The following is a 24,924-nucleotide window of genomic DNA, read 5'->3' on the forward strand; positions in this document are numbered from 1 at the left end:
CCCGCACCCGAACCAGCCCTCTGGCAGCACTTCGCCCCACCGGATAAATCCGGTGGGGCGAAACACAGGGCCCACATTCGCCAACAGCGTCCGGAGAATATCCGGCGGGGGCCCTTCCGCTACGTGCTCCGGAGGACGGGTATGCGCTCCGCACGACGGGCGCCCGCCCTGCGCCCGGACCCCTGCGCGCGGACCCCTGTGCCCGGACCGCAGACGCTAGCTGCCGCCCGCGCCGGGCCGCACCAGACCGCTCTCGTACGCATACACCGCCGCCTGCACCCGGTCGCGCAGCCCCAGCTTCGTCAGCACGTGCCCGACATGCGTCTTCACCGTCGTCTCGCTCACGAACAGGTCCGCCGCGATCTCCGCGTTCGACAGACCGCGCGCCACCAGCTTCAGCACCTCCACCTCACGCTCCGTCAGCGTGTGCAGAGTGTCCGGCACCTCGTCCTCGCCGGTCGGCAGATGATCCGCGTACTTGTCCAGCAGCCGACGCGTGATGCTCGGCGCCAGCATCGCCTCACCCGCCGCCACCACCCGGATCGCCTGCACCAGCTCGTGCGCCGGCGCATCCTTCAGCAGGAACCCGCTCGCCCCCGCCCGCAGCGCCTCCACCACGTACTCGTCCAGGTCGAACGTGGTCAGCACCAGCACCTTCGCCGGACCGTCCCGGCCCGGACCCGTGATCTGCCGGGTCGCCTCGACACCGTCCATCCGCGGCATCCGGATGTCCATCAGCACCACATCGGGCTGCAACGCCCGCACCTGATCGAGCGCCTGCAGACCGTCCCCGGCCTCACCGACGACCGCAAGATCCTGCTCGGCCTCCAGAATCATCCGGAAACCGGTACGCAGCAGAGGCTGGTCGTCGACCAGTAGGACGCGGATAGCCACAGGTACTCCTTCGCTAGACGGCCCCATTCTGCCCTGCCCGCCACCCGGGCCCACGGCCCCCTGCCCTACTCCGAAGCCTCCGACGCCGCCGAAGCCTCCGACGCCTCCCGCGGACGGATCTCCAACGGGTAGACCGGCGGCGTCCCGCCGAACTCCGGACACACCGCCCGGTGGTCGCACCAGCCGCACAGCTTCGTCGGACGGGGACGCCACTCACCCGTCTCCGTCGCCTCCTTGATCGCCTCCCACAGCGCATGCAGCTTCCGCTCCATCCGCTCCAGATCCAGCTCGTTCGGGTCGTACGTCATCACGTCGCCGCTGCCCAGATACACCAGCTGAAGCCTGCGCGGCACGATCCGCTTCCACCGCCAGATCACCAGCGCGTAGAACTTCATCTGGAACAGCGCACCCTCCGCATACTCCGGACGCGGCGCCTTCCCCGTCTTGTAGTCGACGATCCGCACCTCGCCCGACGGCGCCACGTCCACCCGGTCGATCACCCCGCGCAGCCGCAGCCCCGACTCCAGCTCCGTCTCGACGAACAGCTCCCGCTCCGCAGGCTCCAACCGCGTCGGATCCTCCAGCGTGAACCACTTCTCGACCAGGTCCTCCGCCTGCCCCAGCCACCGCGACAGCCGCTCGCCCCCGGCATCCTCCGCGAACAGCCCGGACAGCTCCGGCTTCGACTCCAGCAGCCGGTCCCACTGCCCCGGCACCATCGCCCGCGCCTTCGGAGCCGTCCGCTCCACCGCCGGATCGTCGAACAGCCGCTCAAGGACGGCATGCACCAGCGTCCCGCGGGTAGCCGCCTCACTCGGCTTCTCCGGCAGCTTGTCGATCACCCGGAACCGATACAGCAGCGGGCACTGCATGAAATCGCTCGCCCGCGAGGGCGACAACGAAGTGGGCCGCCTCGCCGCGACCGCCGGACCGGAACTCGTATTCATGACTCCGACCCTACGGCCCGCCACTGACAACGCCCCCCTACCATCGACGGCAGACCCTCCCGCACTGCATGATCGGGGCAATGCCCCGCACAACGGCATCAGGGAGACAGAGGATTTACGAACGTTTTCCGTACGATGTTCCACCGGCGCAATGAAGCAGCACCAACGAAGGGACACCGTGGACGAGAGCGGCGACAACGGACGCCCCAAGCCCGGCACCGACGCCACAGACACCACGGACGACAGCACGAACACCACCGACAGCACCACAGGCGGCACCACTGGCACCGGCACCACTGGCGGCACTGGTGGCACCACCGGCACCAGCGGCAACCCGGGCAAGGGCGGCCCCGGACGGCCCGGCGAGCCGGGCGGCGGCCTCCTCATGGGCCGCCCCTTCGGCGTGCCCGTCTACGTCGCCCCCAGCTGGTTCGTCGTCGCCGCCCTCATCACCTGGGTCTTCGGCGGCCAGCTCGACCTCGTCCTGCCCGAACTCGGCGCCGCCCGCTACCTCGTCTCTCTCTTCTTCGCGGTCGCCTTCTACGCCTCCGTACTCGTCCACGAACTCGCCCACACCGTCGCCGCCCTCCGCTTCAAACTCCCCGTCCGGCGCATCCAGCTCCAGTTCTTCGGCGGCGTCTCCGAAATCGAGAAGGAGACCGAGACCCCCGGCCGCGAATTCGTCCTCGCCTTCGTCGGCCCCCTCCTCTCCCTGGCCCTCGCCGGCATCTTCTACCTCGCGATGGACCTCGTCGAAGCGAGCACCGTCCCCGGCGTCCTGCTGGCCGGCCTGATGATCTCCAACCTCATCGTCGCCGCCTTCAACCTCCTCCCCGGACTCCCGCTCGACGGCGGCCGCATGCTCCGCGCCGTCGTCTGGAAAATCACCGGCAACCCCATGACCGGCACCGTCGCCGCCGCCTGGATCGGCCGCGCCCTCGCCGTCGCCGTACTCATCGGCCTCCCCCTCCTCACCCACACCGGCGCCCTCGGCAACCGCACCCAGGACATCACCGGCATGGATACCGTCCTCGACGCGATCCTCGCCGCGGTCCTCGCCGCCATCATCTGGACCGGCGCCGGAAACAGCCTCCGCATGGCCCGCCTCCGCGAACACCTCCCCGACCTGCGCGCCCGCGCCCTCACCCGGCGCGCCGTCCCCGTCGAATCCGCCACCCCCCTCTCCGAGGCACTGCGCCGCGCCAACGAAGCAGGCGCCCGCGCCCTCGTCGTCGTCGACGGACAGGGCGAGCCCACCGCAGTCGTCCGCGAAGCAGCCATCGGCGCCGTCCCCGAACACCGCCGCCCCTGGGTCGCCGTCAGCGGCCTCGCCCAGGACCTCACCGACCGCCTGCGCGTCCCGGCCGAACTCGCCGGCGAAGCCCTCCTCGACCGGCTCCGCGCCAACCCCGCGACCGAGTACCTCGTCGTCGAGGAAACCGGCGAGATCTACGGAGTCCTCTCCACCGCCGACGTCGAGCGCGCCTTCGTCAAGGCCATGGCCCGCCCGCAGTGACGCCCGCACCGAACGGGGACGCGGCGTAAGGCCGGTCAAACAGCCGGTAGGCTGGTCACATGTCCGAACCGACCGGTGCCGCCCGCCGACGCGGGCCCTTCAAGGTCGGGGACCAGGTCCAGCTGACTGACCCCAAGGGCCGCCACTACACGTTCACGCTCGAAGCCGGGAAGCAGTTCCACACCCACAAGGGTGCCTTCTCGCACGACGAGCTGATCGGGGCGTCCGAGGGCAGTGTTGTCCGTACCACGGGGAACGTCGCCTACCTGGCACTCCGCCCCCTGCTCCCCGACTACGTCCTGTCCATGCCCCGCGGCGCAGCCGTGGTCTACCCCAAGGACGCGGGGCAGATCCTGGCCTTCGCCGATATCTTCGCCGGCGCCCGCGTCGTCGAAGCCGGAGTGGGCTCCGGCGCCCTCAGCGCCTTCCTCCTCCGCGCCATCGGCGACCACGGAATGCTGCACTCCTACGAGCGCCGCCAGGACTTCGCGGACATTGCGCAGGGCAACGTCGAGCGCTACTTCGGCGGCCCCCACCCCGCGTGGACCCTCACCGTCGGCGACCTCCAGGACAACCTGTCCGACACCGAGGTCGACCGCGTCGTACTCGACATGCTCGCCCCCTGGGAAACCCTCGAAGCCGTCTCCAAGGCGCTCGTCCCCGGCGGCATCATGTGCGCGTACGTCGCCACCACCACGCAGCTCGCCAGGACCGTCGAGTCCATCCGCGAGATCGGCTGCTTCGCCGAACCCCAGCCGTGGGAGTCGATGGTCCGCAACTGGCACGTCGAAGGCCTCGCCGTCCGCCCGGACCACCGCATGATCGGCCACACCGGCTTCCTCGTCACCGCGCGCCGCCTCGCCGACGGCGTCGAGCCCCCCATGCGCCGCCGCCGCCCCTCCAAGGGCGCCTACGGCGACGACTACGAGGGCCCCAACAAGGAGCGCGGCAGCAGCCAGCAGGCCTGACGCCCGCCGCCCCAACAGACCGGCGCCGCCGTCCAGTTCCCGGACCGACACGAGAACTGGACGGCGGCGCCTTCCAGTTGCCCCGCCCTCACACGCAGCCCCCCGCGAGAGGCTTCCGTACGCCAGGCCCGGTACGAGGCCTCCGTACGCCAGGCCTCGGTACGAGACCTCCGCCCGCAGCCCCGGTACGAGACCTCCGCCCGCGGCCCCCGTGCGACGAGGTCCCTGCCCGCGGCCCCCGTGCGACGAGGTCCCTGCCCGCGGCCCCCGTACGACAAGGCCTCCGCACGCAGCCCCGCTGCACGAAGGCTCCGCCCGCAGCCCCGCGCGAGGCCCCCGTACCAAGACTTTGCCCGCGGGCCCGCACCCCGGCGTTCCGCCCCGCCCGCCCCGTGTGGCACGATGCCAGCCTCCCTCCCGTCGCCGGCGCCCCTCCCGGCACAGCCCCACAGGAGACACCCCGCGTGCAGACCCCCGCGCTCCCGGACCTCGCACACACCCGGCCCCGCGCGGTGCACTGGCTGGCCACCGCCGCCGCGACGGCCGCGGTCGTCGCCCTGGCAGGACTGCTCCAGCCCGCAGCGGCCACCGCCTCCAAGGCCGCGGTGCAGAACGCACCCGGCGGCCCGGCGGCCGCCCGCCCCGCCCCCGGCGCGGCAGCCGCCACGTACCCCCTGAAATGCCGCGGCGGCAAACCCGCCGTCGTCAAACACGCCTCCGGCGACCTCGACGGGGACCACCATCCCGAAACCGTCGCCGTCGTCCGCTGCGAGAGCGGATTCGGCACGCCCCCCAGCGGAATCTACGTACTCACCGCACCGCACCGCGTCGTCGCGACCCTCCTGGACCCCGCCGAACAGCAGAACGCCACCGACCTCGCGATCACAGGCGACACCGTCACCGCGACCCTCCTCGGCTACTCGTCCGAGACCGTCGCCCGCTGCTGCCCGGACACGAAACAGAAGATCAAATGGCAGTGGCGGAACGGGAAGTTCACCCGCTCCGCCACCACCGACGCCCGAGGCGTCTGACCCGGGCCCGGGAAGGACCCGGGCCGGAAGGAACTACTCCGCTTCCGGCCCGTACACCTCGACCCTGTCCGAAACGCGACGTACATGAATACAGTCGCCCGGGCACTCCTTCGCCGAGTCCACGACATCGTTCAACAGAGTCAGCGGCACCGGCGTCGTGGCCCCAGGGGCCTGAAGCAGCTCGTCGTCGCCGCTCTTCACGTACGCCAGTCCGTCGATGTCGAGCTCGAAGACCTCGGGCGCGTACTGCGCACAGATCCCGTCGCCGGTGCAGAGGTCCTGGTCGATCCACACCTCAAGAGGGTCCCCGACCTGGGCACCGTCTGCGGTGGGAGCCTCTTCCTGCACGGTCATATCTCCTGCCGTTCCCTGCGCGGTATGCACCAATTGAAGCCAGCCCTGACGGGTGTTGAACACTTCGACGATACAACCGCCCGCTTTCCGATGTTGCTGGGTGGGTATCCCCCCAGTGTGAGGGAGTACGCAAGGGTGAAGATCAGACACTCCTCGATCGGTTTTTGATCTAGGGGTTTCAACCAGCACCCACCCAGGTAGGGTCAGGAAGCGTCCAGCTCCCCTTGGAGGAGGTGAGGACCGTGGCAGCCCACGACGACGACATCAACCGCGGCATCCGGCCCGCGCGAGGGTCCGAGGACCCCGCCGGACAGGTTGCCTATCTAGAGCAGGAAATCGCCGTCCTGCGACGCAAGCTCGCCGACTCTCCGCGTCATACGAGGATTCTCGAAGAGCGGATCGTCGAGCTGCAGACCAACCTGGCAGGCGTGTCCGCCCAGAACGAGCGGCTCGCCAACACACTCCGCGAGGCCCGCGACCAGATCGTGGCCCTCAAAGAAGAAGTGGACCGGCTCGCACAGCCGCCGGCCGGCTTCGGTGTGTTCCTGGAGGCCATCGAGGACGGCACGGCCGACATCTTCACCGGGGGCCGCAAGCTCCGGGTGAACGTCAGCCCAGGCGTCGAGCTCGAAGAGCTCCGACGCGGCCAGGAAGTAATGCTCAACGAAGCACTCAACGTGGTCGAAGCCATGGAGTTCGAGCGCGCCGGGGACATCGTCACCCTCAAGGAAATCCTTGAGGACGGCGAACGCGCCCTGGTCACCGGGCACACCGACGAGGAACGGGTGGTCAGGCTCGCCGAGCCGCTGCTGGACGTCACCATCCGCCCCGGCGACGCCCTGCTGCTGGAACCCAGGTCCGGCTACGTCTACGAAGTCATCCCGAAGAGCGAGGTCGAGGAACTCGTCCTCGAAGAGGTCCCGGACGTCGACTACGAGAAGATCGGCGGCCTGGGCAACCAGATCGAGCTGATCCGCGACGCAGTCGAACTCCCCTACCTCTACCCCGACCTCTTCAAAGAGCACGAACTGCGACCCCCCAAGGGCATCCTGCTCTACGGCCCACCAGGCTGCGGCAAGACCCTCATCGCCAAGGCAGTCGCCAACTCCCTTGCCAAGAAGGTCGCCGAAGTCACCGGCCAGCCCGCCGGAAAGTCGTACTTCCTCAACATCAAGGGACCCGAACTCCTCAACAAGTACGTCGGCGAGACCGAGCGCCACATCCGCCTGGTCTTCCAGCGTGCCCGCGAAAAGGCGAGCGAAGGCACCCCCGTCATCGTCTTCTTCGACGAGATGGAGTCCCTCTTCCGCACCCGCGGATCCGGCGTCAGCTCGGACGTGGAAAACACCATCGTCCCCCAGCTGCTCGCCGAGATCGACGGCGTGGAAGGCCTGGAGAACGTCATCGTCATCGGCGCCTCCAACCGCGAAGACATGATCGACCCCGCGATCCTCCGACCCGGACGACTCGACGTCAAAATCAAGATCGAACGCCCGGACGCGGAAGCGGCCAAGGACATCTTCGCGAAGTACCTCAAGGCAACCCTGCCACTGCACTCCGACGACCTCGCCGAGCACACCGGCTCCAAGGACGCCGCAGTACACGGCATGATCCAGTCCGTCGTCGAGCAGATGTACGCGGAATCCGAGGAGAACCGCTTCCTGGAAGTCACGTACGCCAACGGCGACAAGGAAGTCCTCTACTTCAAGGACTTCAACTCCGGCGCGATGATCCAGAACATCGTCGACCGGGCCAAGAAAATGGCGATCAAGGCCTTCCTCGACCACAACCAGAAGGGCCTGCGGGTCGCGCACCTCCTCCAGGCCTGCGTGGACGAGTTCAAGGAGAACGAGGACCTGCCCAACACCACCAACCCCGACGACTGGGCCCGCATCTCCGGCAAGAAGGGCGAGCGGATCGTCTTCATCCGCACCCTCGTCACCGGAAAGCAGGGCGCAGACACCGGACGCTCCATCGACACGGTGGCCAACACCGGCCAGTACCTGTAGAACACAGCCCGGCTGCGGATACCTGCGGACACCCCGCCCGGTATCCGCAGCCGACTGCATTCCACCCCAAACACAGCAGGAAACCACCGCACAACCAGCCACAACACAGCAATGACGGTATTGATCTCCCCACCAGCGCAAAGGCGTTCTAGGCTCTTCCCTACCGCCACCGCCGGACGCACAGTGCGGGGACGGGCACCGCACACGCACCCGAAATCCAGCGGTACTTGAGCGCCGCCCCAGGACAGGGGCAGCGCCGGGCAAGGAGGGCCGCATGACCGTACGGCGAGTAATGGGCATCGAGACGGAATACGGAATCTCCGTCCCCGGGCACCCCAACGCCAATGCCATGCTCACCTCGTCCCAGATCGTCAACGCCTACGCGGCGGCGATGCACCGGGCGCGCCGCGCCCGCTGGGACTTCGAGGAAGAGAACCCGCTCAGGGACGCACGGGGCTTCGACCTCGCCCGCGAAGCAGCCGACTCCAGCCAGCTCACCGACGAGGACATCGGCCTGGCCAACGTCATCCTGACGAACGGCGCCAGGCTCTACGTCGACCACGCGCACCCCGAGTACAGCTCCCCGGAAATCACCAACCCCATGGACGCCGTCCTCTGGGACAAGGCCGGCGAACGCATCATGGCCGAAGCGGCGGAACGCGCCGCCCAGCTCCCCGGCGCCCAGCCGATCCTGCTCTACAAGAACAACACCGACAACAAGGGCGCCTCCTACGGCACGCACGAGAACTACCTGATGAAGCGGGAGACCCCCTTCTCGGACATCGTGCGCCACCTCACCCCGTTCTTCGTCTCCCGCCAGGTCTTCACCGGCGCCGGCCGCGTCGGCATCGGCCAGGACGGACACGAACACGGCTTCCAGATCAGCCAGCGCGCCGACTACTTCGAGGTGGAAGTCGGCCTGGAGACCACCCTCAAGCGCCCCATCATCAACACCCGCGACGAACCCCACTCCGACGCCGAGAAGTACCGCCGCCTGCACGTGATCATCGGCGACGCGAACCTCTCCGAGATCTCGACGTACCTGAAGCTGGGGACGACCGCCCTCGTGCTGTCCATGATCGAGGACGGCTTCATCAACGTCGACCTCGCCGTGGACCAGCCGGTGCGCACCCTGCACCAGGTCTCCCACGACCCCTCCCTGCAGCATCTGGTCACGCTGCGCAGCGGCCGGTCACTGACCGCGGTGCAGCTGCAGATGGAGTACTTCGAGCTGGCCAGGAAGTACGTCGAGGACCGGTACGGGGCCGACGCCGACGACCAGACCAAGGACGTCCTCACTCGGTGGGAGGACGTGCTGAACCGCCTGGAGAACGACCCGATGAGCCTGTCCGGGGAACTGGACTGGATCGCCAAGCGGGAGCTCCTGGAGGGCTACCGCCGCCGCGACAACCTCGAATGGGACGCACCCAGGCTCCACCTGGTCGACCTCCAGTACGCGGACGTACGGCCCGGCAAGGGGCTCTACAACCGTCTGGCGGCCCGGGGAAAGATGAAGCGGCTGCTGGACGAGAGCGCGGTCGAGCGGGCCGAGACCAAGCCTCCGGAGGACACCAGGGCGTACTTCCGCGGCCGCTGCCTGGAGCAGTACGCGGACGACGTCGCGGCGGCCTCCTGGGACTCCGTGATCTTCGACTTGCCGGGTCGGGACTCGCTCCAGCGGGTACCGACGCTGGAGCCGCTGCGAGGCACCAGGAACCACGTCAAGGAGCTGCTGGACCGGTGCCGCACGGCGGACGAACTGGTCCGGGTGCTCTCGGGCGGCTGAAATGCGCCGTGAGTGGGAATCACAGAAGTACGGAGCGAATGTCGGACCCCGGTTATAGGGTCTGATCAAAGCATCCAATCGAGCGGGGTGAGGTAGAGATGGCGAGCAAGGACACCGGCGGCGGACAGCAGAAGGCGACGCGTTCCACCGAGGAGACCGAAGAGCAGACTGCGGAGGCGCAGGGCTCGGAAGACCTCAAGGAACGGCAGGAAAAGCTTTCGGACGACGTGGACTCTGTTCTCGACGAAATCGATGATGTCTTGGAAGAGAACGCAGAGGAGTTTGTTCGGGGATTTGTGCAAAAGGGTGGACAGTGAGGAATGTCCGATTCGCTTGACGGAAAGAAATGTTCCACCTGTCAGCGATGTTTGCCCCTGACGGCATTCGCGGCCAACAGGTCGCGGAATGATGGCCTCCAGACGTCCTGCCGGGAATGTGCAGCGGAATATTACCGGCAACGCCAGGAGGCCAGAGGGAAATCCGTTCGGGAAAAGGTGGAGGTGCCTGCGGGGCACAAAATCTGCCGACGTTGTGGAGTGGTGAAACCCCACTCCGAATGGGATCGGAACGTCACCGCCCCTGACGGGCTGTCGTCGCGTTGCAAGGTATGCCGCGCCGTGGAGGGTCGTGCCAGCCATTTGAAACGCTCCTACGGCCTCACCCTCGCCCAACGCGACGAAATGGTCGCCTCCCAAGCGGGGGTCTGCACGATCTGCCTGAAGGCTCCCGCCGTGCATGTGGATCACTGCCACGAGACGGGTAGGGTCCGAGGCGTACTGTGCTTCAACTGCAATGCGGCCATCGGCCAGTTGGGAGACGATCCCGACTCCTTGCGTCGGGCCATCGCATACCTGGAGGGAAACGCGTGGAAGCCAACACTCGTAGCACCGGGCGTCTACCAGCTGCCTTCCTGACGCCCGGGTCGTCCTCGTTCATGGACTTCCTCGGTGAGCACTCGCCCGAGATGCTCCCCGGCAACCGGGTGCTGCCGCCCGTGCAGGGCGTCGTCGAAGCGCCGCACGGGACGACCATCGTGGCCGCCTCGTTCCCCGGCGGAGTCGTCCTCGCCGGCGACCGTCGCGCGACCATGGGGAACATGATCGCCCAGCGCGACATCGAGAAGGTCTTCCCGGCCGACGAGTACTCGGCGGTCGGGATCGCGGGCACGGCCGGTCTGGCCGTCGAGATGGTGAAGCTCTTCCAGCTGGAGCTGGAGCACTTCGAGAAGGTGGAAGGCGCTCAGCTCTCGTTCGAGGGCAAGGCGAACCGCCTCTCGACGATGATCCGGTCGAATCTCGGAATGGCCATGCAGGGGCTGGCAGTTGTGCCGCTCTTCGCCGGTTACGACGTCGACCGCGAGAAGGGCAGGATCTTCTCGTACGACGTCACGGGCGGCCGCTCGGAAGAACTCGGGTTCGCGGCCACCGGGTCGGGTTCCGTGTTCGCGCGCGGCTCGATGAAGAAGCTGTTCCGGAAGGATCTGACGGAGCAGGAGACCACCACGCTGGTCATTCAGGCGCTCTACGACGCCGCCGACGACGATTCGGCGACCGGCGGGCCCGATGTGGCGCGGCGCATCTATCCGATCGTCACCGTCATCACGGAGGACGGTTTCCGGCGGTTGACGGACGAGGAGTCCGCCGAGCTGGCTCGGACGGTTCTGGCGAAGCGTCTGGAGCAGCCCGACGGTCCGCGGGCCGCGCTTCTCTGAGTTGCGGGGTTCCGCGTGAATTCCCGGGCTTCTTCGGCTCGTTCAGCATCTTCAGCTTCTTCGATGGTTTTGCCTCTGACAGAAAGGGACGGATAGCCGGTGTCGACGCCGTTCTATGTCTCACCCCAGCAGGCCATGGCCGACCGGGCGGAATACGCCCGGAAGGGCATCGCCCGTGGACGCAGCCTTGTGGTGCTGCAGTTTGCCGACGGCATTGTCTTCGTCGGCGAGAACCCGTCCCGTGCGCTGCACAAGTTCAGCGAGATCTACGACCGGATCGGCTTCGCGGCCGCCGGTAAGTACAACGAGTACGAGAATCTGCGGATCGGTGGCGTCAGGTACGCCGATCTGCGCGGGTACACCTACGACCGTGGCGATGTGACGGCGCGTGGGCTGGCGAATGTGTATGCCCAGTCGCTCGGTTCGATCTTCTCCAGCAATGCGGAGAAGCCGTACGAGGTGGAGCTGGTGGTCGCCGAGGTCGGTACCGAGCCGGAGGGTGACCAGATCTACCGGTTGCCGCACGACGGGTCGATCGTGGACGAGCACGGTTCGGTCGCGGTCGGTGGCAATGCCGAGCAGATCAGCAGCTATCTGGATCAGCGGCACCGTGACGACATGGGTCTGGCGGAGGCACTGAAGCTTGCCGTGCAGGCGCTGTCGCGGGACACCAATGGTACGGAGCGGGAGATTCCGGCGGAGCGGCTCGAAGTGGCCGTGCTGGACCGTACGCGGCCGCAGCAGCGGAAGTTCAAGCGGATCGTGGGGCGGCAGTTGTCGCGTCTGCTGGAGGCCGACGGTGATGCGTCGGCGCCGACCGAGGTGCCTTCGGACACCGAGGAGGAGTAGTTCCCCGAGAGCCCGCGGGTGGCCCCGGATCGCGAGTGCGGTCCGGGGCCACCCGTGTGTCCGGGGGGGGTGTGGGAGAAGGCCGGGGCGGGGGCTCAGCGGGCAGGAGGGGGTGCCGTGGTGCCGCGTACGACCAGTTCGACGGGGAGTTCGGTGCTGTCCGGGGTGCGGTCTTCCAGTACGGCGAGGAGGGCGGCCATGCCGCGTCTTCCGACCTGTTCGGCGGGGAGCCGTACGGTCGTCAGCTCGGGTTCGAGGGCGGTGGCGAGGGCGAGGTCGTCGAAGCCGGTGACGGAGACGTCGTGGGGGACGCGCAGTCCTAGGCGGTGCAGGGCCTTGCAGGCGCCGGCGGCGAGGATGTCGTCGTCGCAGATCAGTGCGGTGGGACGGGTGCGGGAGTCGGTGAGGGTGCGGGTGGCGGCCTCGCGGGCGCTGTGGACGTCGAGGGCGGCCCGCACGGTGCGCACCGATGCGTCGGGAGCCGAGGCGAGGGCTTCGGTGAGTGCGCGGGCGCGTACGTCGAAGGTCCAGGAGTCGACGGCCGAGGCGAGGTGGACGAAGCGGCGGTGGCCGAGGCCGAGGAGGTGCGCGGCGACCTGGTGCATGCCGTCGGCGATGGCGAGGTTGACGTGTGCGGCGGCGCCCCCGGGGCGGGGGTCCGGGGCGTCGGTGTCATCGGGGTCGCCGGGGTCGCTGTCGAGCATGACGAGGGGGAGGCCCGCGCTGCGGAGTGCGCCGAGGGCGCCGGTGGCCATGGAGGAGGCGATGACGCCGTCGAGGGCGGTGCGGGCGGAGGCGAAGGGGTCGCGGGCGGGTCCTGTGCCGTCGGGGGAGGGATAGAGGACCACGCCGAAGCCGTGTTCGGCGGCGGTGGCGGCGGCTCCGGCGTAGACGCGGGCGAAGAATTCGTTGGTGAGGGCGGGGACGACGAGGAGGGCGGTGCGGGTGCGGCCGAGGCGGAGGCTGCGGGCGGCCTGGTTGGGGCGGTAGCCGAGGCCGGCGGCGGTGGTGCGGACGAGTCCGGCGGTGCGCTCGGAGACGCGGCCCTGCCACTTGTCGCCGAGAACGAGGGAGACGGTGGCCTGGGAGACGCCTGCTGCTCGGGCGACGTCCCGGCTGGTGGGGGTGGTGCGGGCGGGGTGGGCGGGGGTGGTCACCGGATTCTCCGTACGTGCCTGGGCCGGGGCCGGAGGTGGACCTCTGGCGTGTGCACATGGTACGTATGACGTCGGACGTTATACGTAAAACCTGGGTGTGCGCGCGGGCGGCGCCCGGGGAGAAGGGCGGAACAGATGGCCGCGGGATACGCCGAACTGCTCGGGACGCGGCATGCCGCGCGCCTGCTGGCCGGGACGCTGGTGGGGCGGCTGCCCAATGCGACGGCGCCGATCGCGATCATGCTGTTCGTCCGCGCCGAGGGCGGGAGCTACACCCTGGGCGGTGCGCTGGCGGCGGTGTACGGGGTGGCGAACGCGGTCGGGCAGCCGCTGCTCGGGCGGGCGGTGGACCTGCGGGGGCAGCCGAGGGTGCAGTTTCCGGCGGCGTTCGTGTCGGCGCTGGGTGTGCTGCTGCTCTGTCTGTCCGGCATCGACCACCCGGTGCTCGCGTACGCGGCGGTGGTGGTCGCGGGTCTCTTCACGCCGCCGCTGGAGGGCGGGCTGCGGGCGCTGTGGCCGAGTGTGCTGGGGGACGGGGACAAGGTGCACCGGGCGTACGCGATGGATGCGGTCGCCCAGGAGATCATGTTCACGGTGGGGCCGTTGCTGGTGACGCTGCTGGTGTCGCTGTGGTCCCCGGCGGCCGCGCTGCTGGTGATCAACGGGATCGGTGTGCTGGGTGCGCTGTCGGTCGTGGTGTCGGAGCCGTCGCGCACGTGGCGCTCGGCGCCGCGCGAGGCGCACTGGCTGGGGGCGCTGCGCTCGCCGGGTCTGCTGGCGCTGCTGGGGTCGTTCTTCTTCGTCGGGGTGGCGCTGGGGTCGATCACGGTGGCGGGGGTGGCGTACGGCGACGACCACGGGAAGCCGTGGGTGTACGGGGTGCTGATGGCGGCGCTGGGGCTCGGTGCGCTGGTGGGCGGTCTGGTGTACGGGGCGCGGCAGTGGGCGGGGGCTCCGGAGCCGCGGCTGCGGGTGATCGTGGCGCTGCTGGCGGCCGGTTATCTGCCGTTGATGCTGACGCCGGGGATCGTGGCGATGTCGGTGCTGGCGGGGGTGGCGGGGGTGTTCCTGGCGCCGGCGTTGGCGTGTGCGTTCATCGTGGTGGACCGTCATGCGCCGCGCGGGACGGTGACGGAGGCGTTCTCCTGGCTGGTGACGACGTTCGGGGTGGGTTCGGCGGTCGGTACGGGTGCGGCGGGGCCCGCGGTGGAGCTGGGGGGTACGGCGGCGAGTTTCGCGGTGGCGGCGGTCGGCGGGGTGCTGGCGCTGCTGGTTCTGCTGGCGACGCGCCGGGTGCTGACGGTTCCTCCGGCTGACGGCCCGGTGGCCGAGGGCGGCGTAAACATCACCGGGGCTTTTGAAAATGATCGAATCGGTCCCGTCGAACCCGGTTTCAGCACAGGCCATCAGGCGTAATGTTCAGACATGGACCGCCGCATTTTCGGGCTGGAGAACGAGTACGGCGTCACGTGCACGTTCAGGGGACAGCGCCGACTGTCTCCTGACGAAGTGGCGCGCTACCTCTTCCGCCGTGTTGTGTCATGGGGCCGCAGCAGCAACGTCTTCCTGCGGAACGGCGCCCGCCTGTACCTCGACGTGGGTTCGCATCCGGAATACGCAACTCCCGAGTGCGACAACCTGACCGAGCTGGTCACCCACGACAAGGCCGGCGAGCGCATTCTCGAAGGCCTGCTCGTCGACGCCGAACGCCGCCTGCACGAGGAGGGAATCGCGGGCGACGTCTATCTGTTCAAGAACAACACCGATTCCGCCGGGAACTCCTACGGCTGCCACGAGAATTACCTGGTGGCCCGTCACGGTGAGTTCTCGCGGCTCGCGGACATCCTCATTCCGTTCCTGGTGACGCGCCAGTTGCTGTGCGGTGCGGGAAAGGTGCTGCAGACGCCGCGCGGTGCGGTGTATTGCGTGAGCCAGCGTGCCGAGCACATCTGGGAGGGCGTCAGTTCCGCGACGACCCGGTCCCGGCCGATCATCAACACCCGCGACGAGCCGCATGCGGACGCGGAGCGCTACCGCCGTCTGCACGTGATCGTGGGCGACTCGAACATGTCCGAGACGACCATGCTGCTGAAGGTCGGTGCCACCGATCTCGTACTGCGCATGATCGAGGCGGGCACGGTGATGCGGGACCTGACGCTGGAGAACCCGATCCGGGCGATCCGTGAGGTCAGTCACGACATCACGGGTCAGCGCAAGGTGCGTCTCGCCAGTGGGCGGGAGGCGTCCGCGCTGGAGGTGCAGCGCGAGTACTACGAGAAGGCCGTGGACTTCGTGGACCGCCGCGGGATCCGTGAGGGCAATGTGGCGAAGGTGCTGGAGCTGTGGGGCCGCACCCTCGACGCGATCGAGGCGGAGGACCTGGACCGGATCGACACCGAGATCGACTGGGTCATGAAGTACAAGCTGATCGAGCGGTACCGGGCGAAGCACAACATGCCCATGTCGCACCCGAGGGTCGCGCAGATAGACCTCGCCTACCACGACATCCACCGGCGCCGGGGTCTGTACTACCTGTTGGAGAGGAAGGGCCAGGCGGCCCGGATCTGCAACGACCTGAAGATCTTCGAGGGCAAGTCGGTGCCTCCGCAGACGACCAGGGCGCGGCTGCGCGGGGACTTCATCCGGCGGGCGCAGGAGCAGCGGCGGGACTTCACCGTCGACTGGGTGCATCTGAAGCTCAACGACCAGGCGCAGCGCACCGTGCTGTGCAAGGACCCGTTCCGGTCGGTGGACGACCGGGTGGAGAAGCTGATCGCGGGCATGTAGCCGTCGCCTGCCGGGCAGCCGTTCGGGCTTTCCGGCGGGTGGGCGGTGAGTGTTTTCACTCCGGGGCCCCGCAGACATTCGTCTGCGGGGCCCTGTGCATGCCCTCCGCCGTCCTGGGTGGGCCGGGCCGTAGAGTGGCGGCCACTGACCAGTCCCAGCAACCCCGAGGACACCTGTGCGACGCCGACTTGCAGCCTTCCTGATCGTTCCGGCCCTGGCGCTGACTGCCTGCGGGGGCGGTGACAAGGAACCGACGGACGGGAAGAGTTCGTCGTCGTCCCCCGACAAGGCGGCGGAGCAGCAGAAGCAGCCCGAGGCTCCCAAGCCGGTCACTGACGCGGCGCCGATGCCGACGGTGAAGGGCGAGACGGGCAAGCAGCCCCAGCTCACCATTCCCAAGGGCGAGCCGAGCGGGAAGTTCGTCGTGAAGACGGTTTCGGAGGGGGACGGCCCCGAGGTCAAGAAGGGCGACCTCGTGATGGCCGGTTACGAGGCCAGGATCTGGAAGGGTGCCCAGTCGCTGGGTGGTTCGTACGGGGAGAAGGCCGCGCCGCCGCAGGTGATCGCGGCGGGTTCGCCGACGGTCATTCCGGCGTTCGCGCAGGGTGTGCTGGGTCAGAAGGTGGGCAGCCGGGTGCTGGTCGTGGCTCCGCCGGCCGCTGCCTGGGGTCCGCAGGGCAAGCCGGAGATGAAGGTCGGTCCGAAGGACAACCTGGTCTTCGTGCTGGACGTCCAGAAGATCATCCCCAAGAAGGCGGAGGGGAAGCAGAAGGACACCGCCGCCGACATGCCGAAGATCCAGGCGGAGAAGGAAGAGGCCGCCACGATCACGATTCCGAAGAACGACCCGCCGAAGAAGCTGGTCGCGGACACGCTGATCGAGGGTGACGGCGCGGAGGTGAAGAAGGGCCAGACCGTGTACATGCAGTACAGCGGTGCGGCCTGGAAGCTGAACGAGGGCAAGCCGAAGGCGGAGCTCTTCGACGCCAGCTGGAAGACCGGTGCGCCGTTCGTCACCCCGATCGGTGCGGGTCAGGTCATCCCGGGCTGGGACGAGGGTCTGGTCGGCAAGAAGGTCGGCAGCCGCGTTCTGCTGGTGATCCCGCCGGAGAAGGCGTACGGCAAGGAGGCCAAGGGGGAGACCATGCCGGCCAACTCCACGCTGGTCTTCGTGGTGGACATCCTGGCGGCAATGTAAGACTGTCCCGGTTGTCCCGACAGGTACGAAGTAGGAGCAGAGCAGTGAGCATCGAGAAGCCCGAGATCGACTTTCCCGAGGGTGACGCCCCGGAGGTCCTTGAGATCAAGGACGTCTGGGAGGGCGACGGCGCTGTTGCCAAGGCCGGCGACTACGTGAAGGTCCACTACGTCGGTGTGGCCTTCTCCACCGGCGAGGAGTTCGACGCCTCGTGGAACCGTGGCAACCCGCTGGAGTTCCAGCTCGGTGCCGGTCAGGTCATCGCGGGCTGGGACCAGGGCGTGCAGGGCATGAAGGTCGGCGGCCGTCGCCGGCTGACCATCCCGGCGCACCTGGCGTACGGCGACCGTGGCGCCGGCGGCGGTGTGATCGCTCCGGGCGAGACGCTGATCTTCGTCTGCGATCTGGTTTCCGTCTGATCGCAGTACGTGACGGCTGGTCGCACGTACGCGACAGCGGTACGCGGACGCGTCGTGCGTGTGCGGTTCGAGGGCCCCTGCCTGACCGGCGGGGGCCTTCGGCTTTTGCTCTCGGCTTTTGCCGCGACACCCCGGGGCGGTACGGTCGACGGTCGTAGCGCCGGGACGGTTCACGGTGCACTTCGGGAGAGAGGGCGTCGATGGCGATTGCCAAGGCCGAGCGTTTGATGAACCTGGCGCTGTGCCTGTTGGGTACCCGGCGCCCGCTCAGCAAGCGTGAGTTGAAGGAGTCCATCGAGGCCTACCTGGAGGCGGGCAACGAGGAGTCCTTCAACCGGATGTTCGAGCGCGACAAGGACGATCTGCGCGAACTGGGTCTGGTCATCGAGACCGTGGAGAACCTGGACGGCGAGGTCGGTTATCTGGCCCGCCGGGACAGCAACCGGCTGCCCGCCATCACGCTCGACGCGGAGGAGGCCGCCGCGCTGGGGCTGGCGGCGAAGGTGTGGCAGCAGGCCCGGCTCGCGGGAGCGGCCAGTGGTGCGCTGCAGAAGCTGCGTGCGGCGGGGATGCCGGAGGCGGACGATCCGTACGCGACGCAGCACAGTGCGCTGGAGCCGCGGATTCCGGTGCACGAGGCGGCGTTCGAGCCGTTGATGCTGGCCTGCCGGGACCGCCGTCCTGTCGTGTTCGACTACCGCAAGGCGACCGCCGCCCGGCCGGAGACCCGGCATGTGGAGCCGTGGACGCTGGAGTGCTGGCGCGGTCACTGGTACCTGGCGGGCTGGGACCGTGACCGGGGTGCGGAGCGGGTCTTCAGGCTGTCGCGGATCACGGGCAAGGTGCGTTCGCGGGCGGGGGCCTTCACCGCTGAGGTGCCGGACGTGGTGACCGTACGGGAGACTGTGGAGAGCTGGGCGGGGGAGACCGCGACCCGCAGTGCGCTGATCAGGCTGCGGTCGGGGTCGGGGTACCCGCTGCGCTCGCGGGCGAGTGCGGTGCGTGAACTGGGCGACGGGTGGGACGAGTTGGCGATTCCGTACGGGCACGGTCTTGATGCCTGGCTCGTTGAATTCGGCCCGGACGTGGTCGTGCTGGAGCCCGCTGATCTGCGGGCGGACGTCGTGGACCGGCTGCGCGCCGTGGCCAAGGGCTGAGGGGCGGGGACCGTGGCGACCAATGCCATCGACCAGACGCGGCGGATGCTGTCGCTGGTGACGTATTTGCGGGAGCGGCCCGGGGCGCACGTCGACGACGTGGCGCGGGCCTTCGGGATCACCCAGGACGAGCTGATCTCGGACCTGGACGTGCTGCCGATGTGCGGGACGAGTTTCAGGGGCGGTGACCTGCTCGACATCGACACCGACGGCGAGCGGATCTGGTGGCACAACCCGGACGACGTGGCGGAGCCGCTGCGGCTGGCGGCCGACGAGGCGACCGCGCTGCTGGTCGCCGCGCGTGCGGTGTCCACGCTGCCGGGGCTGCGCGAGGGCGACCGGCAGGCGCTGCTGCGGGCGACGGCGAAGCTGGAGGCGGCGGCCGGTGAGGTGGCGGGCGCCAGCTCGCGTCTCTCGGTGACGTTCGAGTCGGAGGGCGGGGTCTTCGCGGACGTCGACCGGGCGATCTCGGAGCGGCGGCGTCTGTGGCTGCGCTACTACTCGCCCGCCCGGGACGAGCTGACCGAGCGTGAGGTGGACCCGATCCGGCTGTTCGCGGTGGGGCACACGTACATGGAGGCGTGGTGCCGGCTGTCCGAGGCGCGGCGTACGTTCCGTCTGGACCGGGTCGCCGAGATCAGGCTGCTCGACGAGCCGTCGGCGCCGCCCGAGCTTGAGCTGCGGGATCTGTCGGAGGGGCTGGTGCAGCCTGCCGCGGAGGACCCGGAGGTGGTGGTCGAGGTGGGGCCCGGCGGGCGCTGGGTCGCCGAGTACTACCCGCACGACAGTGCCGAGGAACTGCCCGACGGGGGGCTGCGGGTCACCCTGCGCACCCCGGACCCCACCTCGCTGCGGCGCCTCGCGCTGCGGCTGGGCAGGGACGGGCGGATCGTGTCGCCGGTCGGCCTCGCGGTCAGTGCGCGCGAGGCGGCCCGGGATGCGCTCACGGCGTACGAGAGGGAGCCGGCCGAGGGGCCGGGCGCTCTCGCCTGACGGGCGGGCCCGCCACGTGAGCGGGGTGCGGAACGCCGCGTGAGTCGTGTGACAGGCGTGCGGAACGCCGCGTGACAGGCACAGGGAACAAGGCACGAGGAGAGCTGGAGACATGTCTGTGATGTCTGATTTTGCCGCTCCGGTGGAGGCGGTCTTCTTCAAGGCGGCCTGCCCGGACTGCCGGGCCCGCTTCGAGCTGGACGCGGACGCGCTGCGGCTGGCGATCGGCGGCAGCCGCCGTACCACCTTCTACTCCTTCACCTGCCCGGAGTGCGGGAACGCGGTCCGCAAGCCGGCCGGGGAGCGGATTGTGGAACTCCTCACGCGCGGCGGCGTGCGTACGCTGCGCCTGCACTCCGCACTCTGACCCGCGCGCTTGGGCCTCTGCTCCGGCCAGGCCCACGACCCCTTAGGCTCTGCCCATGTTCTGGCCCATGCTCGCCATCGCTCTCGGTTCTCTCGGCCTCGCCGTGCTCGGTGTCCTGGCGGTCAGGGTCTTCGTCGAAGTCCGGCGGCTCGGCGCTCAGGTCGCCGAGGCCTCGCAGCGGATCAACGTCGCCGCCGGGGACCTGGAGCGGTCGGCGGAAAGCCTGGCGCGGAGTGGCGAAGCACTGCGGTAGCCGAGTGGTGGTCGCAGTGGTCTCCACCAGTGTGCGCGCGGGCGGTACGCTCGGAGCTGTGGCCTCCGAACGAGGCGGCGGGCCGCAACCGGGGGGACGCACAGGCATTGCCCTGCGTTTACCCCTGCGGGTTACGATCGCTGGCAGCGCGGCGACCGGACAGACGTCCGGCCGGTCGAGTGCCAGACCCCCCTGTCGCCTCGGTGAAGAAGGTAAAAAAGCATGAACCTCGGTGGACCCGAAATCATCCTCATCATTCTGGTCATCATCCTGCTCTTCGGCGCCAAGAAGCTGCCGGACATGGCCCGCTCGCTGGGCAAGTCCGCCCGCATCCTCAAGAGTGAGGCCAAGGCGATGAAGAAGGACGACACCCCCGAGCCGGTCCCCGCGGACACGCAGAGCCCGGCCGCCGAAGCCCCCCGCACCATCAAGGCCGCGCCCGGCGACGTGACCAGCTCGCGTCCGGTGTCCGAGCCCACCGACACCCAGCGCTGACCCAAGGTCCGCCGCAGGCACCGCGACCGGTGACCTGCTGCCGCACGAGATGAGGACGTGGGTTGCTCAAGTCTGCCCGCAAGACGGACAAGGATCCCGAGGGCCGGATGCCCCTCGTGGAACACCTTCGCGAGCTCCGCAACCGGCTCGCCAAGGCTGTGCTGGCGATCGTGGTGGCCACCGTCGGGGCGCTCTACTTCAGCCAGGAGCTGCTCAGCTTCATCACGGCGCCGGTGCCCAAGTGCCCCGACGGCGTGTCCAGCGACGGCGGCAACTGCGCGATGGTCACCTTCCAGACGCTGATGTCACCGATCAGCGTGACGATCCAGGTGAGCCTCACCGCCGGGCTCGTGGTGTCCAGCCCGGTCTGGCTGTACCAGCTCTGGGCCTTCGTCGCGCCGGGCCTGCACAGGAACGAGAAGAAGTACACGTACGCCTTCGTCGGCGCTGCCGTGCCGCTGTTCGTGGGCGGTGCCTACCTCGCGTACCTGATCCTGCCGGTCAGCGTGAAGGTGCTCATCAGTTTTACCCCCGAAGGTGCCGCGAATCTCCTGCAGCTCAACGACGTCCTCGACTTCACGCTGCGCATGGTGCTCGTGTTCGGCGTCTCCTTCGAGCTGCCACTGGTCCTGATCATGCTGAACATGACCGGTGCACTCTCCGGCCGGACGATGGTCAAGTGGTGGCGCGGCGTCATCATGGGCGTCTTCGTCTTCGGCGCCGTGATCACTCCGACGACCGACCCCGTCGGCATGCTCGCCCTGGCCGGGCCGATCGCCGTCCTCTACTTCATCGCGGTCGGCTTCTCGCTGCTGAACGACAAGCGACGGCAGCGCAATGACCCCGACGCCGATCTCGACGACGACGAGGCCTCCCACCTGGACCTCACGCCCGATCCCCTGGGCCACGAGATCGAGCCGGTCACCGCGTCCCGGATGCTGCCGGAGCAGGCGGGCGCCAAGGGTCCGAAGCAGCTGAACGGTTACGACGACATCACCTGATCCTGCAGGTCCCCCCGGACGGCGTCCGGGGGGACTTTTCTGTGACCGGCCTAGGAGCGGAACGGCCGGGTCCGGTGGGCGGATTCCAAGGGTGAATAAAGATCGGGCTGAGTGTCAGAGGTGGCGGGTAGGCTCGAAGACAAGATGACAGAGGACCTCTCACCAGCCGAGCGATACGCCGCCTCCCGGATCCACGCAGCCGAGGAGGCCACCGCGCTCGCCCCCTTCCGCGCCATGTACGAATTCGACCTGGACCCGTTCCAGATCGAGGCCTGCCAGGCGTTGGAGGCGGGCAAGGGCGTTCTGGTCGCGGCACCCACCGGCTCGGGCAAGACGATCGTCGGCGAATTCGCCGTGCACCTCGCCCTCACGCAGGGCGGCAAGTGCTTCTACACCACGCCCATCAAGGCGCTGTCCAACCAGAAGTACCAGGACCTCGTGAAGCGCTACGGCGCCGACAAGGTCGGGCTGCTGACGGGTGACAACAGCGTCAACGCGGACGCGCCCGTGGTCGTCATGACCACCGAGGTGCTGCGCAACATGCTCTACGCGGGCTCGCAGTCCCTGCGCGGCCTGGCGTACGTGGTGATGGACGAGGTGCACTACCTTTCCGACCGCTTCCGGGGAGCCGTGTGGGAGGAGGTGATCATTCACCTGCCCGATTCGGTGACCCTGGTGTCGCTGTCGGCGACCGTGTCCAACGCGGAGGAGTTCGGCGACTGGCTGGACACGGTGCGCGGCGACACCGCCGTCATCGTCTCCGAGCACCGCCCCGTACCCCTGTGGCAGCACGTGCTGGCCGGGCGGAAGATGTACGACCTCTTCGAGGAGTCCGACGACGGCCGCGGCGGGCGCCGCGAGGTCAACCCGGACCTGCTGCGCATGGCCCGCATGGAGAACCAGAAGACGTACAACCCGCGCGAGAGGCGCAAGGGCAAGATGGTCCGCGAGGCCGACCGGGAGCGCGAGCGCCGCCAGCGGACCCGGATCTGGACGCCGAGCCGGGCCGAGGTCATCGAGCGGCTCGACTCCGCAGGGCTGCTGCCCGCGATCACGTTCATCTTCAGCCGGGCCGGCTGCGAGGCCGCCGTCCAGCAGTGCATGTACGCGGGACTGCGGCTCAATGACGAGGACGCCCGGCAGCGGGTCCGCGAGATCGTCGAGGAGCGGACCGCCGCCATTCCGGGCGAGGACCTCCATGTCCTCGGCTACTACGAGTGGCTGGAAGGGCTGGAGCGGGGCATCGCCGCGCACCACGCGGGCATGCTGCCGACCTTCAAGGAGGTCGTGGAGGAGCTGTTCGTACGGGGCCTGGTGAAGGCCGTCTTCGCGACGGAGACCCTGGCGCTGGGCATCAACATGCCTGCCAGGTCCGTGGTGTTGGAGAAGCTCGTCAAGTGGAACGGCGAGCAGCACGCCGACATCACTCCCGGCGAATACACCCAGCTCACCGGGCGGGCCGGGCGGCGCGGCATCGACGTCGAGGGGCACGCGGCGGTGCTCTGGCAGCGCGGCATGGACCCGGGCGCGCTCGCGGGCCTGGCCGGTACGCGCACGTATCCGCTGCGGTCCAGTTTCAAACCGTCGTACAACATGGCGGTCAACCTGGTCCAGCAGTTCGGCCGGCACCGGTCGCGGGAGCTCCTGGAGACCTCCTTCGCACAGTTCCAGGCGGACAAGTCGGTCGTCGGGATCTCCAAGCAGGTCCAGAAGAACGAGGAGGGCCTGGAGGGCTATCAGCAGGGCATGACCTGCCACCTCGGTGACTTCGCCCAGTACGCGGCGCTGCGCCGGGACCTCAAGGACCGGGAGACCGACCTGGCCAAGCAGGGGGCGGCCCAGCGGCGGGTGGCGGCGGCGGACTCGCTGGAGAAACTGAAGACCGGTGACGTCATCCACGTGCCGACGGGGAAGTTCGCGGGGCTCGCCCTGGTGCTGGACCCGGGAGTTCCGGCGGGCCGCACCAACGGGCACCACCGCGGGTTCGAGCAGCACGACGGGCCGCGGCCCCTGGTGCTGACCGCCGAGCGGCAGGTCAAGCGGCTCGCGGGCATCGACTTCCCGGTGCCGGTGGAGGCGCTGGACCGGATGCGGATTCCGAAGTCCTTCAACCCGCGCTCCCCGCAGTCGCGGCGCGACCTCGCCTCCCAACTGCGGTCCAAGGCCGGGCACCTCGCACCCGAGCGGCACCGCAGGGGGCGGGCGGAGGCGGCCGACGACCGGGAGATCGCCCGGCTGCGGGCCGCACTGCGCGCGCACCCGTGCCACGGCTGCGACGAGCGCGAGGACCACGCCCGCTGGGCGGAGCGGTACTACCGGCTGCAGCGCGACACCCGGCAGCTGGAGCAGCGGATCGAGGGCCGGACGAACACCATCGCCCGTACCTTCGACCGCATCTACGCCCTGCTGACCGAGCTGGACTATCTGCGCGGCGACGAGGCCACCGAGCACGGCAAGCGGCTGGCGCGGCTGTACGGCGAGCTGGACCTGCTGGCCTCGGAGTGCCTGCGCGAGGGCGTCTGGGAAGGTCTGAGCCCTGCCGAACTGGCCGCGTGTGTCTCGGCGTTGGTGTACGAGGCACGGCAGTCCGACGATGCGGTGGCGCCGAAGGTGCCGGGGGGCGCGGCCAAGGAGGCGCTCGGAGAGATGGTGCGGATCTGGGGCCGGCTGGATGCCCTGGAGGAGGACCACCGGATCAACCAGGCGGAAGGGGTCGGCCAGCGCGAGCCGGATCTCGGGTTCGCCTGGGCGGTCCACATGTGGGCCTCGGGCAGGAATCTGGACGAGGTGCTGCGTGAGGCGGAGATGCCGGCCGGTGACTTCGTGCGCTGGTGCAAGCAGGTGATCGACGTGCTGGGGCAGGTCGCCGCTGCGGCGCCCAGGGAGGACAGTACGGTCGCCAAGAACGCCCGGAAGGCTGTTGATGCGGTGCGCAGGGGTGTGGTGGCTTACAGCTCGGTGGGGTAGTCGGCTGCTGGTGCTGGTGCTGGTGCTGGTGCTGGTGCTGGTGCTGGGTGCTGGGTGCTGGGTGC

24 protein-coding genes are annotated in these 24,924 nt (G+C 68.9%); 20 read left to right on the top strand and 4 right to left on the bottom strand.

All coding sequences use genetic code 11. From position 1 onward, the window contains the following. Nucleotides 1-216 precede the first annotated feature (216 nt). Both AB0D18_RS29395 and AB0D18_RS29400 read right to left on the bottom strand, forming a co-directional pair. Nucleotides 217-894, bottom strand: a complete 678-nt coding sequence (locus AB0D18_RS29395; protein WP_362425041.1) for a response regulator transcription factor — start codon at nucleotides 892-894, stop codon at nucleotides 217-219. 65 nt (nucleotides 895-959) lie between these two features. Next, on the bottom strand, nucleotides 960-1,841 hold the full coding sequence (locus tag AB0D18_RS29400) for a PD-(D/E)XK nuclease family protein (protein ID WP_362425044.1): 882 nt from the start codon (nucleotides 1,839-1,841) through the stop codon (nucleotides 960-962). A gap of 151 nt (nucleotides 1,842-1,992) precedes the next feature. Between AB0D18_RS29400 and AB0D18_RS29405 the strand changes: the two genes are divergently transcribed. From AB0D18_RS29405 to AB0D18_RS29415, 3 genes are all read left to right on the top strand, one after another. Next, the gene (locus AB0D18_RS29405; RefSeq protein ID WP_362425047.1) at nucleotides 1,993-3,357 is read left to right on the top strand and encodes a site-2 protease family protein; all 1,365 of its coding nucleotides are present in this window, start codon (nucleotides 1,993-1,995) and stop codon (nucleotides 3,355-3,357) included. Nucleotides 3,358-3,416: 59 nt separating this feature from the next. Then, nucleotides 3,417-4,325 carry a tRNA (adenine-N1)-methyltransferase gene (locus AB0D18_RS29410; protein ID WP_362425050.1) on the top strand — a complete coding sequence of 303 codons (909 nt, stop codon included), beginning with the start codon at nucleotides 3,417-3,419 and terminating at the stop codon, nucleotides 4,323-4,325. Between the two features lie 464 nt (nucleotides 4,326-4,789). Then, the gene (locus tag AB0D18_RS29415; protein WP_362425053.1) at nucleotides 4,790-5,356 is read left to right on the top strand and encodes a hypothetical protein; all 567 of its coding nucleotides are present in this window, start codon (nucleotides 4,790-4,792) and stop codon (nucleotides 5,354-5,356) included. A 33-nt stretch (nucleotides 5,357-5,389) separates the two neighbouring features. Here AB0D18_RS29415 and AB0D18_RS29420 read toward each other — a convergent pair whose 3' ends face one another. Then, the gene (locus AB0D18_RS29420) at nucleotides 5,390-5,710 is read right to left on the bottom strand and encodes a ferredoxin (protein ID WP_362425055.1); all 321 of its coding nucleotides are present in this window, start codon (nucleotides 5,708-5,710) and stop codon (nucleotides 5,390-5,392) included. Between the two features lie 242 nt (nucleotides 5,711-5,952). Between AB0D18_RS29420 and arc the strand changes: the two genes are divergently transcribed. From arc to prcA, 6 genes are all read left to right on the top strand, one after another. Then, nucleotides 5,953-7,719, top strand: a complete 1,767-nt coding sequence (arc, locus tag AB0D18_RS29425) for a proteasome ATPase (protein WP_362425058.1) — start codon at nucleotides 5,953-5,955, stop codon at nucleotides 7,717-7,719. A 274-nt stretch (nucleotides 7,720-7,993) separates the two neighbouring features. Next, nucleotides 7,994-9,505 carry a depupylase/deamidase Dop gene (dop, locus tag AB0D18_RS29430; RefSeq protein ID WP_362425061.1) on the top strand — a complete coding sequence of 504 codons (1,512 nt, stop codon included), beginning with the start codon at nucleotides 7,994-7,996 and terminating at the stop codon, nucleotides 9,503-9,505. A 98-nt stretch (nucleotides 9,506-9,603) separates the two neighbouring features. Further along, a complete protein-coding gene (locus AB0D18_RS29435) occupies nucleotides 9,604-9,822 on the top strand; it encodes a ubiquitin-like protein Pup (protein ID WP_362425064.1) in 219 nt (72 codons plus the stop codon). Between the two features lie 3 nt (nucleotides 9,823-9,825). Next, nucleotides 9,826-10,419, top strand: coding sequence for an endonuclease VII domain-containing protein (locus AB0D18_RS29440; RefSeq protein WP_362425067.1), 594 nt, complete (start codon nucleotides 9,826-9,828; stop codon nucleotides 10,417-10,419). Further along, entirely contained in the window at nucleotides 10,371-11,216 is an 846-nt protein-coding gene (gene prcB / locus AB0D18_RS29445; RefSeq protein ID WP_362425070.1) for a proteasome subunit beta, read from the top strand. The genes AB0D18_RS29440 and prcB overlap by 49 nt, the downstream gene beginning before the upstream one ends. Before the next feature lie 99 nt (nucleotides 11,217-11,315). Then, on the top strand, nucleotides 11,316-12,065 hold the full coding sequence (gene prcA / locus AB0D18_RS29450) for a proteasome subunit alpha (RefSeq protein ID WP_362425073.1): 750 nt from the start codon (nucleotides 11,316-11,318) through the stop codon (nucleotides 12,063-12,065). A 95-nt stretch (nucleotides 12,066-12,160) separates the two neighbouring features. Here prcA and AB0D18_RS29455 read toward each other — a convergent pair whose 3' ends face one another. Further along, nucleotides 12,161-13,222 carry a LacI family DNA-binding transcriptional regulator gene (locus AB0D18_RS29455; protein WP_362425076.1) on the bottom strand — a complete coding sequence of 354 codons (1,062 nt, stop codon included), beginning with the start codon at nucleotides 13,220-13,222 and terminating at the stop codon, nucleotides 12,161-12,163. Between the two features lie 135 nt (nucleotides 13,223-13,357). Between AB0D18_RS29455 and AB0D18_RS29460 the strand changes: the two genes are divergently transcribed. From AB0D18_RS29460 to AB0D18_RS29510, 11 genes are all read left to right on the top strand, one after another. Next, nucleotides 13,358-14,638 carry an MFS transporter gene (locus AB0D18_RS29460; protein WP_362425079.1) on the top strand — a complete coding sequence of 427 codons (1,281 nt, stop codon included), beginning with the start codon at nucleotides 13,358-13,360 and terminating at the stop codon, nucleotides 14,636-14,638. A 9-nt stretch (nucleotides 14,639-14,647) separates the two neighbouring features. Continuing rightward, a complete protein-coding gene (gene pafA, locus AB0D18_RS29465; RefSeq protein ID WP_362425082.1) occupies nucleotides 14,648-16,009 on the top strand; it encodes a Pup--protein ligase in 1,362 nt (453 codons plus the stop codon). 175 nt (nucleotides 16,010-16,184) lie between these two features. Continuing rightward, nucleotides 16,185-17,207: an FKBP-type peptidyl-prolyl cis-trans isomerase gene (locus AB0D18_RS29470; protein WP_362425084.1), complete on the top strand. Its 1,023-nt coding sequence runs from the start codon at nucleotides 16,185-16,187 to the stop codon at nucleotides 17,205-17,207. A gap of 44 nt (nucleotides 17,208-17,251) precedes the next feature. Continuing rightward, complete coding sequence (locus AB0D18_RS29475) at nucleotides 17,252-17,626, top strand: FKBP-type peptidyl-prolyl cis-trans isomerase (protein WP_362425087.1); 375 nt, start codon at nucleotides 17,252-17,254, stop codon at nucleotides 17,624-17,626. A 200-nt stretch (nucleotides 17,627-17,826) separates the two neighbouring features. Then, the gene (locus tag AB0D18_RS29480) at nucleotides 17,827-18,783 is read left to right on the top strand and encodes a WYL domain-containing protein (RefSeq protein ID WP_362425090.1); all 957 of its coding nucleotides are present in this window, start codon (nucleotides 17,827-17,829) and stop codon (nucleotides 18,781-18,783) included. A 12-nt stretch (nucleotides 18,784-18,795) separates the two neighbouring features. Further along, complete coding sequence (locus tag AB0D18_RS29485; RefSeq protein ID WP_362425093.1) at nucleotides 18,796-19,776, top strand: WYL domain-containing protein; 981 nt, start codon at nucleotides 18,796-18,798, stop codon at nucleotides 19,774-19,776. Nucleotides 19,777-19,888: 112 nt separating this feature from the next. Continuing rightward, complete coding sequence (locus tag AB0D18_RS29490; protein WP_362425096.1) at nucleotides 19,889-20,143, top strand: hypothetical protein; 255 nt, start codon at nucleotides 19,889-19,891, stop codon at nucleotides 20,141-20,143. Between the two features lie 55 nt (nucleotides 20,144-20,198). Then, nucleotides 20,199-20,396 (top strand): hypothetical protein, encoded by a 198-nt coding sequence (locus AB0D18_RS29495; RefSeq protein ID WP_362425098.1) that lies wholly within the window; start codon nucleotides 20,199-20,201, stop codon nucleotides 20,394-20,396. A 222-nt stretch (nucleotides 20,397-20,618) separates the two neighbouring features. Further along, nucleotides 20,619-20,891 carry a Sec-independent protein translocase subunit TatA gene (gene tatA / locus AB0D18_RS29500; protein ID WP_362425101.1) on the top strand — a complete coding sequence of 91 codons (273 nt, stop codon included), beginning with the start codon at nucleotides 20,619-20,621 and terminating at the stop codon, nucleotides 20,889-20,891. Between the two features lie 107 nt (nucleotides 20,892-20,998). Beyond that, nucleotides 20,999-21,892, top strand: a complete 894-nt coding sequence (gene tatC, locus AB0D18_RS29505) for a twin-arginine translocase subunit TatC (protein ID WP_362425439.1) — start codon at nucleotides 20,999-21,001, stop codon at nucleotides 21,890-21,892. A 144-nt stretch (nucleotides 21,893-22,036) separates the two neighbouring features. After that, entirely contained in the window at nucleotides 22,037-24,859 is a 2,823-nt protein-coding gene (locus AB0D18_RS29510) for a DEAD/DEAH box helicase (protein ID WP_362425104.1), read from the top strand. The last annotated feature ends 65 nt before the right edge of the window (nucleotides 24,860-24,924 follow it).

Origin of the sequence: Streptomyces sp. NPDC048442 (genome assembly GCF_040651475.1) — a bacterium.
In the GTDB taxonomy this organism is placed as follows: Bacteria; Actinomycetota; Actinomycetes; order Streptomycetales; family Streptomycetaceae; genus Streptomyces.

Coding starts and splice junctions, on each gene's coding strand:
- AB0D18_RS29490 (WP_362425096.1), top strand. CDS start 19,889: ATGTCTGTGATGTCTGATTTTGCCGCTCCGGTGGAGGCGGTCTTCTTC.
- dop (WP_362425061.1), top strand. CDS start 7,994: ATGACCGTACGGCGAGTAATGGGCATCGAGACGGAATACGGAATCTCC.
- AB0D18_RS29440 (WP_362425067.1), top strand. CDS start 9,826: ATGTCCGATTCGCTTGACGGAAAGAAATGTTCCACCTGTCAGCGATGT.
- AB0D18_RS29480 (WP_362425090.1), top strand. CDS start 17,827: ATGGCGATTGCCAAGGCCGAGCGTTTGATGAACCTGGCGCTGTGCCTG.
- AB0D18_RS29460 (WP_362425079.1), top strand. CDS start 13,358: ATGGCCGCGGGATACGCCGAACTGCTCGGGACGCGGCATGCCGCGCGC.
- AB0D18_RS29405 (WP_362425047.1), top strand. CDS start 1,993: ATGAAGCAGCACCAACGAAGGGACACCGTGGACGAGAGCGGCGACAAC.
- AB0D18_RS29400 (WP_362425044.1), bottom strand. CDS start 1,841: ATGAATACGAGTTCCGGTCCGGCGGTCGCGGCGAGGCGGCCCACTTCG.
- tatC (WP_362425439.1), top strand. CDS start 20,999: ATGCCCCTCGTGGAACACCTTCGCGAGCTCCGCAACCGGCTCGCCAAG.
- AB0D18_RS29435 (WP_362425064.1), top strand. CDS start 9,604: ATGGCGAGCAAGGACACCGGCGGCGGACAGCAGAAGGCGACGCGTTCC.
- AB0D18_RS29410 (WP_362425050.1), top strand. CDS start 3,417: ATGTCCGAACCGACCGGTGCCGCCCGCCGACGCGGGCCCTTCAAGGTC.
- tatA (WP_362425101.1), top strand. CDS start 20,619: ATGAACCTCGGTGGACCCGAAATCATCCTCATCATTCTGGTCATCATC.
- AB0D18_RS29420 (WP_362425055.1), bottom strand. CDS start 5,710: ATGACCGTGCAGGAAGAGGCTCCCACCGCAGACGGTGCCCAGGTCGGG.
- pafA (WP_362425082.1), top strand. CDS start 14,648: ATGGACCGCCGCATTTTCGGGCTGGAGAACGAGTACGGCGTCACGTGC.
- AB0D18_RS29510 (WP_362425104.1), top strand. CDS start 22,037: ATGACAGAGGACCTCTCACCAGCCGAGCGATACGCCGCCTCCCGGATC.
- AB0D18_RS29495 (WP_362425098.1), top strand. CDS start 20,199: ATGTTCTGGCCCATGCTCGCCATCGCTCTCGGTTCTCTCGGCCTCGCC.